Origin of the sequence: Maritimibacter harenae (assembly GCF_009882975.1) — a bacterium.
In the GTDB taxonomy this organism is placed as follows: domain Bacteria; phylum Pseudomonadota; class Alphaproteobacteria; order Rhodobacterales; family Rhodobacteraceae; genus Maritimibacter; species Maritimibacter harenae.
Genome location: NZ_WTUX01000010.1, coordinates 1 through 13,546 on the forward strand (window position 1 = coordinate 1; position 13,546 = coordinate 13,546).

The 13,546-nt window shown below is 66.5% G+C and carries 18 protein-coding genes and 1 tRNA gene; 14 read left to right on the forward strand and 5 right to left on the reverse strand.

All coding sequences use genetic code 11. The features are described 5' to 3' along the window. The 10 genes from GQE99_RS04260 to GQE99_RS04305 all read left to right on the forward strand — a co-directional run. Window positions 1–93 (forward strand): EF-Tu C-terminal domain-related protein (locus tag GQE99_RS04260; protein ID WP_202530580.1); only part of this gene is annotated, 93 nt, incomplete at its 5' end. Between the two features lie 79 nt (window positions 94–172). Next, on the forward strand, window positions 173–481 hold the full coding sequence (gene rpsJ / locus GQE99_RS04265) for a 30S ribosomal protein S10 (protein ID WP_044028221.1): 309 nt from the start codon (window positions 173–175) through the stop codon (window positions 479–481). A gap of 14 nt (window positions 482–495) precedes the next feature. Further along, window positions 496–1,368 (forward strand): 50S ribosomal protein L3, encoded by an 873-nt coding sequence (gene rplC, locus GQE99_RS04270; RefSeq protein WP_161350345.1) that lies wholly within the window; start codon window positions 496–498, stop codon window positions 1,366–1,368. Next, the gene (rplD, locus tag GQE99_RS04275; protein WP_161350346.1) at window positions 1,365–1,982 is read left to right on the forward strand and encodes a 50S ribosomal protein L4; all 618 of its coding nucleotides are present in this window, start codon (window positions 1,365–1,367) and stop codon (window positions 1,980–1,982) included. Before rplC ends, rplD begins: the two co-directional genes overlap by 4 nt. Continuing rightward, window positions 1,979–2,275, forward strand: a complete 297-nt coding sequence (locus GQE99_RS04280; RefSeq protein ID WP_161350347.1) for a 50S ribosomal protein L23 — start codon at window positions 1,979–1,981, stop codon at window positions 2,273–2,275. The genes rplD and GQE99_RS04280 overlap by 4 nt, the downstream gene beginning before the upstream one ends. Before the next feature lie 137 nt (window positions 2,276–2,412). Continuing rightward, the gene (locus GQE99_RS04285; protein ID WP_161350348.1) at window positions 2,413–2,805 is read left to right on the forward strand and encodes a DUF4112 domain-containing protein; all 393 of its coding nucleotides are present in this window, start codon (window positions 2,413–2,415) and stop codon (window positions 2,803–2,805) included. A 19-nt stretch (window positions 2,806–2,824) separates the two neighbouring features. Next, window positions 2,825–3,046: a hypothetical protein gene (locus GQE99_RS04290; protein WP_161350349.1), complete on the forward strand. Its 222-nt coding sequence runs from the start codon at window positions 2,825–2,827 to the stop codon at window positions 3,044–3,046. A 70-nt stretch (window positions 3,047–3,116) separates the two neighbouring features. Next, on the forward strand, window positions 3,117–3,602 hold the full coding sequence (locus tag GQE99_RS04295; RefSeq protein ID WP_161350350.1) for a cytochrome b: 486 nt from the start codon (window positions 3,117–3,119) through the stop codon (window positions 3,600–3,602). Window positions 3,603–3,659: 57 nt separating this feature from the next. After that, window positions 3,660–3,736, forward strand: a tRNA-Arg gene (locus GQE99_RS04300). 60 nt (window positions 3,737–3,796) lie between these two features. Then, a complete protein-coding gene (locus GQE99_RS04305) occupies window positions 3,797–4,726 on the forward strand; it encodes an ornithine cyclodeaminase family protein (RefSeq protein WP_161350351.1) in 930 nt (309 codons plus the stop codon). Between the two features lie 3 nt (window positions 4,727–4,729). Here the strand turns inward: GQE99_RS04305 and GQE99_RS04310 are convergent, their stop codons facing one another. Together GQE99_RS04310 and GQE99_RS04315 are read right to left on the reverse strand one after the other, a co-directional pair. After that, window positions 4,730–6,172, reverse strand: coding sequence for a sensor histidine kinase (locus tag GQE99_RS04310; protein WP_328794048.1), 1,443 nt, complete (start codon window positions 6,170–6,172; stop codon window positions 4,730–4,732). After that, window positions 6,169–6,906 carry a response regulator transcription factor gene (locus GQE99_RS04315; RefSeq protein ID WP_161350352.1) on the reverse strand — a complete coding sequence of 246 codons (738 nt, stop codon included), beginning with the start codon at window positions 6,904–6,906 and terminating at the stop codon, window positions 6,169–6,171. Before GQE99_RS04315 ends, GQE99_RS04310 begins: the two co-directional genes overlap by 4 nt. A gap of 208 nt (window positions 6,907–7,114) precedes the next feature. Here GQE99_RS04315 and GQE99_RS04320 point away from each other — a divergent pair, with 208 nt between their 5' ends. The 4 genes from GQE99_RS04320 to GQE99_RS04335 all read left to right on the forward strand — a co-directional run bounded on the left by GQE99_RS04320 (window position 7,115) and on the right by GQE99_RS04335 (window position 11,305). Then, complete coding sequence (locus GQE99_RS04320) at window positions 7,115–8,359, forward strand: ABC transporter substrate-binding protein (RefSeq protein ID WP_161350353.1); 1,245 nt, start codon at window positions 7,115–7,117, stop codon at window positions 8,357–8,359. Window positions 8,360–8,423: 64 nt separating this feature from the next. Continuing rightward, the gene (locus GQE99_RS04325; protein ID WP_161350354.1) at window positions 8,424–9,296 is read left to right on the forward strand and encodes a carbohydrate ABC transporter permease; all 873 of its coding nucleotides are present in this window, start codon (window positions 8,424–8,426) and stop codon (window positions 9,294–9,296) included. Beyond that, window positions 9,289–10,203, forward strand: a complete 915-nt coding sequence (locus tag GQE99_RS04330; protein WP_161350355.1) for a carbohydrate ABC transporter permease — start codon at window positions 9,289–9,291, stop codon at window positions 10,201–10,203. Before GQE99_RS04325 ends, GQE99_RS04330 begins: the two co-directional genes overlap by 8 nt. Before the next feature lie 4 nt (window positions 10,204–10,207). Continuing rightward, entirely contained in the window at window positions 10,208–11,305 is a 1,098-nt protein-coding gene (locus tag GQE99_RS04335) for an ABC transporter ATP-binding protein (RefSeq protein ID WP_161350356.1), read from the forward strand. Between the two features lie 51 nt (window positions 11,306–11,356). Here the strand turns inward: GQE99_RS04335 and GQE99_RS04340 are convergent, their stop codons facing one another. Genes GQE99_RS04340 through proC form a run of 3 tightly spaced genes read right to left on the reverse strand, consistent with a single transcriptional unit; the run spans window position 11,357 to window position 13,460 of the window. After that, window positions 11,357–12,310, reverse strand: coding sequence for a 2-hydroxyacid dehydrogenase (locus GQE99_RS04340; RefSeq protein ID WP_161350357.1), 954 nt, complete (start codon window positions 12,308–12,310; stop codon window positions 11,357–11,359). After that, complete coding sequence (locus GQE99_RS04345; RefSeq protein ID WP_161350358.1) at window positions 12,310–12,648, reverse strand: tRNA-binding protein; 339 nt, start codon at window positions 12,646–12,648, stop codon at window positions 12,310–12,312. Before GQE99_RS04345 ends, GQE99_RS04340 begins: the two co-directional genes overlap by 1 nt. Next, the gene (gene proC, locus GQE99_RS04350) at window positions 12,645–13,460 is read right to left on the reverse strand and encodes a pyrroline-5-carboxylate reductase (RefSeq protein ID WP_161350359.1); all 816 of its coding nucleotides are present in this window, start codon (window positions 13,458–13,460) and stop codon (window positions 12,645–12,647) included. The genes GQE99_RS04345 and proC overlap by 4 nt, the downstream gene beginning before the upstream one ends. Between the last annotated feature and the right edge of the window lie 86 nt (window positions 13,461–13,546).

The following is a 13,546-nucleotide window of genomic DNA, read 5'->3' on the forward strand; positions in this document are numbered from 1 at the left end:
GCGCCGATCGCCATGGAAGACGGCCTCCGCTTCGCCATCCGCGAAGGCGGCCGCACCGTCGGCTCCGGCGTCGTGTCGAAAATCATCGAGTAATACCCAAAGGGTTCGACGAGGGCCTCCGGGTGAGCCGGGGGTCCTCCTATCAACTCCAACGCCTTGAAAGGCTTATAAGATGCAAAGCCAGAACATTCGTATTCGGCTGAAGGCCTTTGACTACCGCGTGCTGGACGCCAGCACGCAGGAGATCGTCAATACGGCCAAGCGGACCGGCGCGCAGGTGCGTGGCCCGATCCCGCTGCCGAACAAGATCGAGAAGTTCACGGTTCTCCGTGGGCCCCACGTCGACAAGAAATCCCGCGATCAGTTCGAGATCCGCACGCACAAGCGGCTGCTCGACATCGTTGACCCGACCCCGCAGACCGTGGACGCGCTGATGAAGCTCGACCTCGCGGCCGGCGTGGACGTGCAGATTTCGGTTTAAGGAGGGCATGAACAATGATGCGCTCTGGTGTAATCGCGAAAAAAGTCGGCATGACCCGTCTCTTCATGGAAGATGGCAGGCAGGTGCCGGTCACCGTTCTTCAACTCGACGGTCTCCAGGTCGTCGCGCAGCGCACGGCTGAAAAAGACGGCTACACGGCCGTTCAGCTGGGCGCCGGCACGGCCAAGGCCAAGCGGACCTCGAAAGCCATGCGCGGCCATTTCTCGGCTGCCAAGGTTGCGCCCAAGCGCAAGGTGGCCGAATTCCGCGTCGATGCAGAGAACCTGATCAACGTCGGTGAGGAAATCACCGCCGACCATTACTTCGAAGGCCAGTTCGTCGACGTGTCCGGCACGTCGATCGGTAAAGGCTTCGCCGGTGCCATGAAACGGCACAACTTCGGCGGCCTGCGCGCCTCGCACGGTGTGTCGATCTCGCACCGTTCGCACGGTTCGACCGGTCAGTGTCAGGATCCGGGCAAGGTCTTCAAGGGCAAGAAGATGGCCGGTCACATGGGCGCCGCCCGTGTCACCACCCAGAACCTCCAGGTCGTGAAGACGGACAGCGAACGCGGTCTGATCATGATCAAGGGCGCCGTCCCGGGGTCCAAGGGTGGCTGGGTCACCGTCAAGGATGCCGTCAAGAAGCCGTTCCCCGAGAACGCCATTCTGCCGGCCGCCCTGAAATCCGCTGCTGAAGAAGCTGCGCGTGCCGCGGAAGAAGCCGCTGCCGCCGCCGCTGCCGAGGCGGAAGAGGAAGCCAAGCGTCTGGCCGAAGAGCAGGCAGCTGCCGAAGAGGCGGCCCTGAAGGAAGCCGAAGCCGAGATCGACGCCGAGAAGGGCGAAGAGGGCGGCAACGACGCCGAGAAGAAGGAAAGCGACGAATGAAACTCGACGTGATCAAACTGGACGGCGGCAAAGCCGGGTCGGTCGAGCTGGACGAGGCCCTCTTCGGCCTCGAACCGCGCGCCGATATCCTGCACCGTGTCGTCCGCTGGCAGCGGGCCGCGGCCCAAGCCGGCACGCACAAGGTCAAGACCCGTTCGGAAACGAGCTACTCGACCAAGAAGATCTATCGCCAGAAGGGCACCGGCGGCGCACGCCACGGTGACCGCAACGCGCCGATCTTCCGCAAGGGTGGTGTCTACAAGGGTCCGACCCCGCGCTCGCACGCCCATGACCTGCCGAAGAAATTCCGCAAGCTGGGCCTGAAGCACGCGCTCTCCGCCAAGGCGAAGGAAGGTGCGATCGTCGTGATCGACGCCGCCGAAGCCGAAGGCAAGACCAAGGCCCTGGCCAAGCAGGTCAAGGATCTGGGCTGGAAGCGCGCGCTGGTCATCGACGGGGCCGAGGTGAACGAAGGGTTCGCCAAGGCCGCCCGCAACATCGACGGTCTCGATGTGCTGCCGTCGGTGGGTGCCAATGTCTATGACATCCTCAAGCGTGACACGCTCGTGCTCACGAAGGCGGGTGTCGAAGCTCTGGAGGCTCGTCTGAAATGACCGACAAGTCCGCACTCTACGACGTGATCCGCAAGCCGGTCATCACCGAGAAGTCCACGATGGCCTCCGAGGCCAACGCGGTGGTCTTCGAAGTGTCGATCGACGCGAACAAGCCGCTCATCAAGGAAGCGGTGGAAACGCTCTTCGGTGTCAAGGTGAAGGCCGTGAACACGACCATCACCAAGGGCAAGCAGAAGCGTTTCCGCGGCCAGATGGGCCGTCGGAACGACGTCAAGAAAGCCTATGTCACCCTCGAAGAGGGCAACACGATCGACGTGACCACCGGTCTGTGATCGTGCGGTGGGTGCGCCCGCCGAGACGAAACGAAAAGCGGCCCCTCGCAGCGATGCGGGGGGCCGTTTTCTTTCGGTGACCGGCGCGAGCGGAACCGCGTGCGGCCGCGCGTCGTTGGGCCGGGAAAGAGCCCCGCATGACCGCCGAGACCACCGCCCTCCGGACTGACGACATTGCCGCCGACCTGGCCCGCGTGGACCGGGTGTCGCGGCTCCTGGACACGCGATACCGCATTCCGGGCACGGGCGTCCGGTTCGGGCTCGACAGCGTGATCGGCCTGATCCCGGGCATCGGCGACACCGCGATGCTGCTGCCTTCGTTCTGGATCATGGCCGTGGCTCACCGCCACGGCGTGCGAAAACGCGTGCTGGCGAAGATGGCAGGCAATGCGGGCCTCGACTACGTGGTGGGTTCGATCCCGCTTGCGGGCGACCTCTTCGACCTGGCCTTCAAGTCGCATCGCCGCAACGCAGCCCTTCTCCATGCCGCACTGGACCGTCCGGAACCGGCCGGGCCGTCGCCGCGTTGAGGGGGAAAGGAGGCATCACATGACACATGGTTGGAGACTGCTTCTCATTCCCATCTGGGCGCTCTGCGTCGCGGGTGCAGTGGTGATCGCCGGCCTCGCCGTCGGTTACATGACCTGGATCACCTTTGCCGTGGCTGCCGTGGTTGGGGCCGTTATCGGCGTCCCCGCGGGCATCTGGAACACGCGCAAGATCAAGCGCGAGGACCCGACCTGGGATCATCGCCGCGAAGTGCCCGCCTGAGGCAAAATTATCGAGACGGAAATCGGCGTGATCGGCGTATACTCCTGACATTCAAGTCAGGAGTTTCGCCATGCCCACCGGTTATACGCGCATCCAGATCATCCTTCACTGGCTCATCTTCGTCCTCATAGCGGCGCAGTTCCTGTTCGCCGAAGGCATGGAACGCGCGTGGCGCGCCGTCGAACGGGGGACCGAGGTGACGGTGGACGGTCTCGTGCTCCAACACATCGTCACGGGTCTCCTGGTCCTCGCGCTCGTCCTCTGGCGCGTGGCCATCAAGCTGCGCCGGGGCGCGCCCGCGCTCCCCGAAGACGAGCCCGCGATCCTGAAGATCACCGCCCGGGTCACGCACCTCGTGCTCTACTTGTTGGTGATCCTCGTGCCCGTGTCGGGCGCCGTGGCGTGGTTCGGCGGGGTCGAGAACGCGGCCGACGGGCATGAACTTCTCAAGACCGTGCTTCTCATCGTGGTCGCGCTCCATTTCGCGGGGGCGCTCTTCCAGCGCTTCGTGCTGAAATCCGACGTGATGACCCGCATGATGCGCCCGGGCGTCTGATCCCGGGGCCGAAACCGGTTGCGCGAGGACCGGCGCTGCGTCTATTTCGACGCTAGCGGCCCCTTAGCTCAACTGGATAGAGCAGCTGACTTCTAATCAGCAGGTTCCGGGTTCGAGTCCTGGAGGGGTCGCCAGCGCCCGGCCGGCGCGTGGTTCGGTTGGACAGCGGCGCCCGGACAGGCCACAAAGGCGGCATGACACGCAATTTCATCAGCTACGAAGACGTCGCGGACCGGGTCGACTGGGGCGACGTGATGCGCGCGCTGGAAGAGGGGCACCACCGCCCCAAGGCGCAATTGGGCGACCTGTTCCTGGGCCCGGCGGAGGCGACGCTGCTCACGCGCTCGGCCTTCATCGAGGGTCTCGGTTACGGCACCAAGTCGGTCACGGTGATGGCCGGGAACGCCGCGCGCGGCCTGCCGTCGATCCAGGGGGCCATGATGGTCTACGACCCTGACACGGGTGCGCTGACCGGCGTGATCGACAGCAAGCTGGTGACCGAGTGCAAGACGGCGGGGGATTCCATCCTCGGCGCACGGCTCCTTGCCCGTCCCGACAGCGCGAAGCTCCTGATCGTCGGGGCCGGGGTGCTGGCCCACGGGCTGGTCCGCGCCTATGCGGCCGCCTTTCCGGCGCTCGAGGAGATCGCGATCTGGGCCCGCCGGCCGGAGCAGGCGGCCGCGCTGGTCGAAGGGTTGTCAGAACTTCCCGTCCCGCTGCGCGTGGCCGACGACCTCGCCAGTGCGGTTGGAGCGGCCGATATCGTCTCGACCGCGACCATGGCGCGCGAGCCGGTCATACAGGGCGACTGGCTGCGCCCCGGAACTCATCTCGACCTGATCGGTGCGTTCAAGGCCGACATGCGCGAGGCCGACGATACCGCGCTCGGGCGCGGGCGGCTTTTCGTCGACAGCCGCGACACGACGCTCGACCATATCGGGGAGCTGAAAATCCCCTTGGCCAGCGGGGCGATCAACCGCGACGACGTGCTGGGCGATCTCTACGATCTCGTGCCGGGCAGGGTCGAGGGGCGGGTGAGCGATACGGATATCACGATCTACAAGAACGGTGGCGGCGCGCACCTGGACCTGATGACCGCCGCCTACCTCACCAGCCTAGTCTGAGCCTCACGAGCGCTGGATCGTGAACATGGCGCGCAGCCCGTGCGGCGCGGTGTCGAAGCGCAACGCGCCGCCGTGGAGCATCGCGATGGTCGACACGATCGACAGGCCAAGGCCCACGCCGTCCACCGATTGGACATCCGCGCCGCGCCGGAAGGGGGCCATGAGAGCCTCGATTTCGTCGGTCGAGGTCATGCCGCTTTCGTCCTCCACGATGATGGTCGCGGTTTCCGCGTCGGCTTCGAGCCGCAGAACCGCCCGCCGCCCGTATTTCAGCGCGTTGTCCACGAGGTTCGACACCGCCCGCTGGATCGACACGGGCCGCGCGGTGACGATCACCCGGTGCGCCCCTTCGACCACGCTGGCGCCCTGGCGTGCCATGAAGACCGAATGCCCGCCGCGCACCACGATCGGCTCCCCCGCCGCCAGGCTCACGGGGTGGCCGAGATCCTGGTAGTCGTCGACGACGGCCTCGACCAATGCGCCCAACGACAGCTCGCGCGGTTCCTCGACATTGAGTTCCGCGCGCGTGTAGGTGAGCGCGCTTTCGATGATCGAGGTCATGCGGTCGATGTCGGTTTCCAGTTTCTCGCGCAGATCCCGGTCCTCGATCAGCGCCGTGCGCAGGCGCAGACGGGTCGCGGGGGTGCCAAGGTCGTGGCTTACCCCGGACAGGACCACAGCGCGCTTGGCCAGCTGCTCCCGCTCGGCTTCGAGATAGGCGTTCACGCTGTCCACCAGCGCCCGCAGCTCCGCCGGCCCCTCGGCCTCGTAGGACTCCGGGCCGCCCAGCCTCTGACGGGTGCCGAGCGCGCGGGCGAACCCCGCGAACTTGGCCGCGGTGTCGGTGACGAGCGTGAAGAGCACGCCGAGCGCGACCAGTCCGAGGACCAGCGCGGGCAGGCGCAGGTCGGCCGGGGCCGCGCCGCACCCCCAGACCGGCGCGCCCTCGACCCGCAGCCACGGGCCCGCCCCGGGCTTGGCGAGGATCAGCGGTTCGCTGCAATAGCGCGCCATGAGCAGGGTCAGCTGGCCCAGCGTCTCGGCCGGGCGCTGGCCGGAACGGATAGCGAGGTCGGCCACGCGGTATTGCAGGTCGTCGGAGACGACGACGAGGCTCAACCCGGAGCCCCCGGACGGATCGGGCAGGATCGGCGCGATGGTGACATAAGCCGGGCGGGGCAGGCCCGAGACCTGCGTGAATTCCCCCCGCTCGGCGCGCGCGTTGTCCTCGGCGGCGAGGCGGGTGATGTCGATGCCCTCGGGATGTGCGGCGCCGCGCGACAGGGCGTCGTAGAGCAGGAGCCCGGTGCGCTCGGCCTGCGTCAGGTAGGCGCTCCAGCGGGCATTGGACAGGCCCCAGGCGGCCGCGACCGCAAGCCCCACCGCGAAGGCCGCGAACATCACCAGCGTGCCGGACGTCCGAAGGCTGGGACCAGGGCGGCTCACGTGTCTTCGACCGTGACGTCGACGGACAGGACGTAGCCGACCCCGCGTTCCGTGCGCAGCATCTGCGGGTCTTTCGGGTTGGCCTCGATCTTCGAGCGCAGCCGCCCGACCAGTACGTCGATCGCCCGCCCCTTGGCCTCGTCCGTGCCGCCGCCGTCGCCGGTGACGTCGAGCGCTTCGGCGATCTCCTCGCGCGTGAGCGGGATGAAAGGGTTGGCAAGCAGGGCCTGCAACAGCCCCGTCTCGCGTCGCGACAGCGTCACCTGGAAACCCTCGGGCGAGGTGACTTCGCCCAGCTTGGCGTCATAGGTCCAGCCTGCGAACCGGAAGCGCTTGGTGCGCCGACGGTGGGCCAGCGAGGCCGAGCGCCGGGTGCGCGCCAGCACCGCGCGCACGCGGGCCAGCAGGAGGTCGGGGTTGAAGGGCTTGGCGATGTAATCGTCCGCCCCCACCTCGTAGCCAGCCATGCGCTGGTGGTCGGCCGAAAGCGCCGAAACCATGATGATCGGCACGTCCTGCTCGGACCGCAGGCGGGCGCAGATCTCGATCCCGCTTTCGTCGCCCAGCATCACGTCGAGGAGGATCAGGTCGATGCGCCCGGCGGCCATCGCGCTTTCGATCCCCGACATGGAGGCCGCGCCGAGGGCGATGAAGCCGTGCTTCTGCAGGAACTGGGTCATCATGCCCCGCATCTCGGAATCGTCGTCGACGACCAGCAGTCTCGGAATGCTCACCCGCGTCCTCCCTCGCGCCCTGGGGGTGATGATTTGTAACATCACGCAACAAAATCAACGAGCCTGTAACAAGCTGTAACAGAACCCGCGGATTTCTCGCGCCTCTCCCCACGGCAGGCCCGCTGGGCACTTGCCCGAAGGCCCGGGTCGGGCGCACGCTCTTTCCATCGCTGCCCTCAACGGCAGCAGGTTAAGGGAGGAATCCAAGATGAAATACACCGCTTTCGCGGGCGTCTCCGCATTCGCAATCGCCGTCGGCGGCATGGCCGTCGCCGAACCGCAGGCCGAAGTGCTGCATTGGTGGACCTCGGGTGGCGAGGCCAAGGCCGTCGCCGTTTTGCAGGAAGAATTCGCCGAACAGGGCGGCACCTGGACCGACATGCCGGTCGCGGGTGGCGGCGGCGACGCGGCCATGACCGCGCTGCGCGCCCGCGTCCTGTCGGGCAACGCGCCCACCGCCGTGCAGCTGAAAGGCCCGGCGATCCAGGAATGGTACGAGGAAGGCGTGCTCGCCGACATCTCGAACGTCGCCGAGGAAGAGAACTGGTCCGAGGTTCTGCCCGCCTCGATCGCCAACCACATGAAGTGCGACGGCACCTGGTGCGCCGCCCCCGTGAACGTCCACCGCGTGGACTGGATCTGGGCCAACGCCGACGTGCTCGAGCAGAACGGCATCGAGATGCCGTCCACCTGGGACGAGTTCAACGCCGCGGCCGAGAAGCTGCAGGAGGCCGGGGTCATCCCGCTCGCTCACGGCGGTCAGGCCTGGCAGGACGCCACGGTCTTCGAAACCGTCGTGCTGGGTCTTGGCGGCCCGGACTTCTACCAGTCCGCGCTCGTGGACCTCGACCAGGAGGCGCTGACCTCGGACACGATGAAGGCCGTCTTCGACCAGATGCGCACGCTGCGCGGCTACGTCGACGACAACTTCTCGGGCCGTGACTGGAACCTCGCCACCGCGATGGTGATGAACGGCGAAGCCGCCTTCCAGATCATGGGCGACTGGGCCAAGGGCGAATTCCTCGCCGCCGGCAAGGAGCCGGGCGAAGACTTCCTCTGCGCCTCCACCCCGGGTGACGGCTTCCTCTACAATGTCGACAGCTTCGCGATGTTCGACGTCGACGGCGAGGACAAGCGCGCGGGCCAGGAGCTCCTGGCCGAGCTGATCGTGGGCCAGAACTTCCAGAAGGTCTTCAACCTTAACAAGGGTTCGATCCCGGCGCGCACCGACGTGTCGCTGGAAGAGTTCGACAGCTGCGCCCACACCTCTTCGGAGGACATGCAGGCGTCGTCGGAGAACGGCTCGCTCCTGCCGTCCTATGCCCACGGCATGGCGCTGCGCGGTGCGCAGGCCGGTGCGATCACCGACGTGGTGACGGCGCACTTCAACTCGGACATGTCCTCGGACGAGGCGGTCCAGATGCTCGCCGACGCCGTCGCGAACTCGATGTAAGCTGACGCTTCGCAAACCCGGGCCCGTCCCCAAAGGGGGGCGGGCCCAACACGGGAGGGGAATGATGGCCAGATGGTTCGAAACCCATTTGCCGAAGATGGTTCTGGCACCCAGCTTCATCGCGGTGCTGATCTTCGTCTACGGCTTCATCGGCTGGACCGCCTGGGTGTCTCTCACCCGCTCGCGGCTGCTGCCGAAATACGAGATCGAGGGCTTCATCCAGTATGATCGCCTCTTCGACTCCCCGCGCTGGGACACGGCGCTCAACAATCTCTTCATCTTCGGGGGCCTCTACATCGGCATCTCGATGGTTCTGGGCCTGATCCTCGCGATCCTGCTGGACCAGAACATCCGCACCGAGGGCGCGATCCGCACCGTCTATCTCTACCCGATGGCACTTTCGATGATCGTGACCGGCACGGCGTGGAAGTGGATCCTGAACCCCGGTCTGGGGATCGAGGCGATGGTGCAGGGCTGGGGCTTTCCCAACTTCAGCTTCGACTGGCTCGTGAACCCGGACATGGCGATATACGCGATCGTGCTCGCCGCCATATGGCAATCGTCAGGCTTCGTGATGGCGCTGTTCCTGGCCGGCCTGCGCTCGGTTGACACCGAGATCATTCGCGCGGCCCAGGTCGACGGCATCCCTACGTGGCGCGTCTATACCGCGATCATCATTCCGTCGATGGCGCCGATCTTCCTGTCCGCGTTCATCGTGCTCGCCCACCTCGCGATCAAGAGCTTCGACCTCGTCATCGCGCTGACCGGCGGCGGGCCCGGCTATGCGACCGACCTGCCGGCGACCTACATGTACGCGATGGCCTTCTCACGGGGCGACATCGGCCAGGCGGCCAGCTCGGCCATGATCATGATGCTCGTCGTCTTCGCGATCATCGTCCCCTATCTCTACTCGGAACTGAGGGCGAAAAATGACTGATCTCACCGCCGCCCCCCGCCGCCCCGACGTGGCCGGCGTGCGCCGCCGGTCCAGTGCGGGCAAGATCGCGCTGCGCTGGGGCCTCTACGCCATCCTGCTCGTCTTCGCGCTCTACTACCTCATGCCGCTCTTCGTGATGCTCACCACGTCGCTCAAGAGCCTTGAGGAGATCCGCACCGGCGACCTCATCGCCCTGCCGCGCGAAATCACCTTCGACGCCTGGCGCACCGCCTGGTCCGAGGCCTGCACCGGCATCCAGTGCGAAGGGGTCCGCCCCTACTTCTGGAACTCGGTGCTGATCGCCGTGCCCGGCGTCATCATCTCCACGCTCCTGGGCGCCGTGAACGGCTACGTCGTCGCCCAGTGGCAGTTCCGGGGCGCCAACGTGATCTTCGCGCTGATGCTCTTCGGCTGCTTCATCCCCTTTCAGGTGGTGCTCCTGCCGATGGCGCGGCTTCTCGGGCTGATGGGGATCGCGGGCACCATCCCGGGGCTGATCTTCGTGCACGTGATCTACGGCATCGGGTTCACCACGCTCTTCTTCCGCAATTACTACGTCACCATTCCGTCCGAGCTGACCAAGGCGGCCAAGGTGGACGGGGCCGGGTTCCTGCGGATCTTCTGGGCGATCTTCCTGCCGCTCAGCCTGCCCATCGTGGTGGTGAGCGTGATCTGGCAGTTCACCCAGATCTGGAACGACTTCCTGTTCGGCGTCTCGTTCTCGCAGGCAGGGACGCAACCCGTCACCGTGGCGCTCAACAACATCGTCAACTCGACGACCGGCGTGAAGGCCTACAACGTCGACATGGCCGCCGCGATCATCGCCGCGCTGCCGACCCTTCTCGTCTACGTCGTCGCCGGCAAATACTTCATCCGCGGTCTGACCGCCGGATCCGTCAAAGGATAATCCCATGGCACCGATCCTCGACATCAGGAACCTTTACAAGAACTACGGCACCACCGAGGTCCTCAAGGACATCAACGTGTCGATCGAATCCGGCGAATTCCTCGTCCTCGTCGGTCCGTCCGGCTGCGGCAAGTCCACGCTGCTCAACTGCATCGCCGGGCTCGAGCCGATCTCGGGCGGGACGCTGGCGATCGCGGGCGAGGACATGACCGACGTCAGCCCCAAGGACCGCGACATCGCGATGGTGTTCCAGTCTTACGCGCTCTACCCGACGATGAGCGTGGCCAAGAACATCACGTTCGGCATGAAGGTGCGCGGCGTCGACTCGGCCACGCAGGAGCGCAAGCTGGCCGAGGTCGCCCGACAGCTCCAGATCGAGCCGCTTCTGAACCGGCGCCCCGGCCAGCTTTCGGGCGGCCAGCGTCAGCGTGTCGCGATGGGCCGCGCCCTCGTGCGCGATCCCAAGCTTTTCCTCTTCGATGAGCCGCTGTCGAACCTCGACGCCAAGCTGCGTGTCGAGATGCGTACCGAGATCAAGGCGCTGCACCAGAACCTGGGCGCCTCGATGGTCTACGTCACACACGACCAGATCGAGGCGATGACGCTGGCCACCAAGATCGTCGTGATGAAGGGCGGCGTGATCCAGCAGATCGGCAGCCCGTCGGAGATCTACAATCGCCCCGCGAACCTCTTCGTGGCCGATTTCATGGGCTCGCCCGCAATGAACCTGATTCCGGCCCGCGCGCAGGGCAACGGCAGCGGCACCCGGATCGAGATCGCCCGCGAGGGCGGCGAGCCCATCGTGCTCACCGACGCCCGCGCCAGGGATCTGCCCGAGGACGTGATCGTGGGCCTGCGCCCCGAGGACATCGCGGAGCCGGGCTTCCGCCACGGCGAGGCGGTGCAGGAGGCGAGCTGCAAGATCGACATCGTGGAGCCGGCGGGGGCGGACACCTACGTGATGACGCACCTGGGCGGAAAACCGGTGACGGCACGTCTCCACTCGGAAACCGAGGCCGCGCCGGGGGCGACGCATACCTTCGCCTTCGACCTCTCCAAGGTGTCCTATTTCGAGCCCGAAAGCGGCCGCCGGCTGAACTGAGCCGGGCCACATTGCTGAGACGCCGGGACGAAAGCCCCGGCGTCTTTTCGTTTACACCCGGTTGGGCACCTCGCCCGTTTCGAAGAACGACAGGATGTTGTCGGCCGCCAACAGCCCCATCGCCTCGCGCACCTCGAAGGCGGCGGTGCCCAGGTGGGGCAGGAGCGATACGTTCTCCATCCTGCGCAGCGCCTCCGGCACGTGCGGCTCGTTCTCGTAGACGTCGAGCCCCGCGCCCGCGATCTCGCCCGCCTCGAGTGCGGCGATGAGAGCGGGCTCGTCCACCACGTCCCCGCGCGAGATGTTCACGAAGATCGCGCTCTCGGACATGTTCGCGAACACCGAGGCATCGATCAGGTGATGCGTCTCGGCCCCGCCCGGCACGGCGACGACGAGGAAGTCGGCCAGGGCTGCCACGTCCGCGATGTCATCGCGCTGGCGCGCCGGGAAATCGAGCCGCTTGGGTGAGCGGTTGTAGAACTCCACCGACATGTCGAAGCCGAAGTGGCAGCGCCGTGCGATCGCCTGCCCGATCCGGCCCATGCCGATCACGCCCAGCGTCTTGCCGGTGACATGGGTGCCCAGGAGTTGCATCGGGTCCCATCCGGTCCACTTGCCGGCGCGCACGAAGCGTTCGCCTTCGCCGGCACGGCGCGCGGTCATCAGGAGCAGGGTCAGCGCGATGTCCGCTGTCGCATCGGTCACGGCACCGGGGGTGTTTGAGACCTCTACCCCGTGGGCGCGCGCGGCCGCCACGTCGATGTGGTTGTAGCCGACCCCGAAGTTGGCCAGCAGGCGGCAGCGGATGTCGTCCGCCGCGTCGAAGACCTCGGCGGTGAACGCATCACCCAGCGTCGGCAGCACGGCGTCGAAGCCCGAGAGCGCGCAGATCAGCTCTTCGCGGTCGAGCGGTTCGATGGCTTCCCGAAGGGTGACGTTGTGCGCCGCCCCGAGCTTGTCGATCACGCTTTCGGGCAGCGGGCGGGTGACGAGAACCTCGGCCATCAGTAAAGCCGCCCGCCATCGGGCACGTGCTTGTCGGGCGTGAGGAGCACGACCTCGTCTTCGCCGTCCGGCACGCCCAGAACCAGCACCTCGGACATGAACTTGCCGATCTGGCGAGGGGGGAAGTTCACGACCGCCATCACCTCTTTGCGCAGCACGCTTTCGGGCGTGTAGTGCTTCGTGATCTGGGCCGAGGTCTTCTTCACCCCGATCTCCTTGCCGAAATCGACCCAGAGCTTGATCGCGGGCTTGCGCGCCTCGGGGAAGGGTTCGGCCTTGACCACCGTGCCCTTGCGGATGTCGACCTTCAGGAAGTCGTCGAAGCTGATCTCGCTCATGCGCCCAGTTCCTTGTCACGCTTGATCGCGGCATCCATCGCGCGCTTGAGAAGCGGGGGGAAACCGACGTCCTCGTTCATCAGCACCTCGAGCGCGGCCTGCGTGACGCCGTTGGGCGAGGTGACGTTGATGCGCAGCTGCGTGGGGTCTTCGTCGGCGTTCTCGGCCAGGTGCCCGGCGCCCGCGACGGTGGCCTTGGCAAGCTGGAGCGCAAGCTCGGGGGCGAGCCCGTTGGCCTCGCCGGCGGCCGCCATCGCCTCGATCAGGTGGAAGGTATAGGCCGGGCCGCAGCCGGAGATCGCGGTGACCGCGCCCATCTGGCCTTCGTTCTCCAGCCGCACGACCTGTCCCACCGCGGAGAGCAGCGTTTCGGCCAGGTCCACGTGATCGCCGCGCGCGGCCTCGGAGCCGATGATCGCGGTGACGCCCCGGCCAACGGCGGCGGGCGTGTTGGGCATCGCGCGCACGATCGGGGTCTTGGCGCCCAGCATCTCTTCGTAGGTGGCCAGCGTGATACCGGCGGCGACCGAGATGAAGAGCGTGGAGCCATTGCCCATCGCCTTCAGCGTCGGCAGCGCATCGGCCATCATCTGCGGCTTCACGGCGACGAGCACCACCGCCGGGGTCTCCGGCAGCTTGGCGTTCAGGTTCAGCCCCTCGATCCCCTTGAGCCAGTCCGATGGGTTCGGGTCGTTCACCCAGACCGAGCTGGCCGGAAGCCCCCCGTCGAGCCAGCCCTTGAGCATGGCCGAGCCCATCTTGCCGCAGCCCAGCAGGACGAGGCCCTTCTCGCGAATGTCGTTCATGTCCATGTGGATCTCCATTTTGGCGCGGAGACTAGGCGGGGGCGGGCCGAGGTGCAACGCCAGCGGGTGAATTGCGGTCGTGGCGTCAGCTC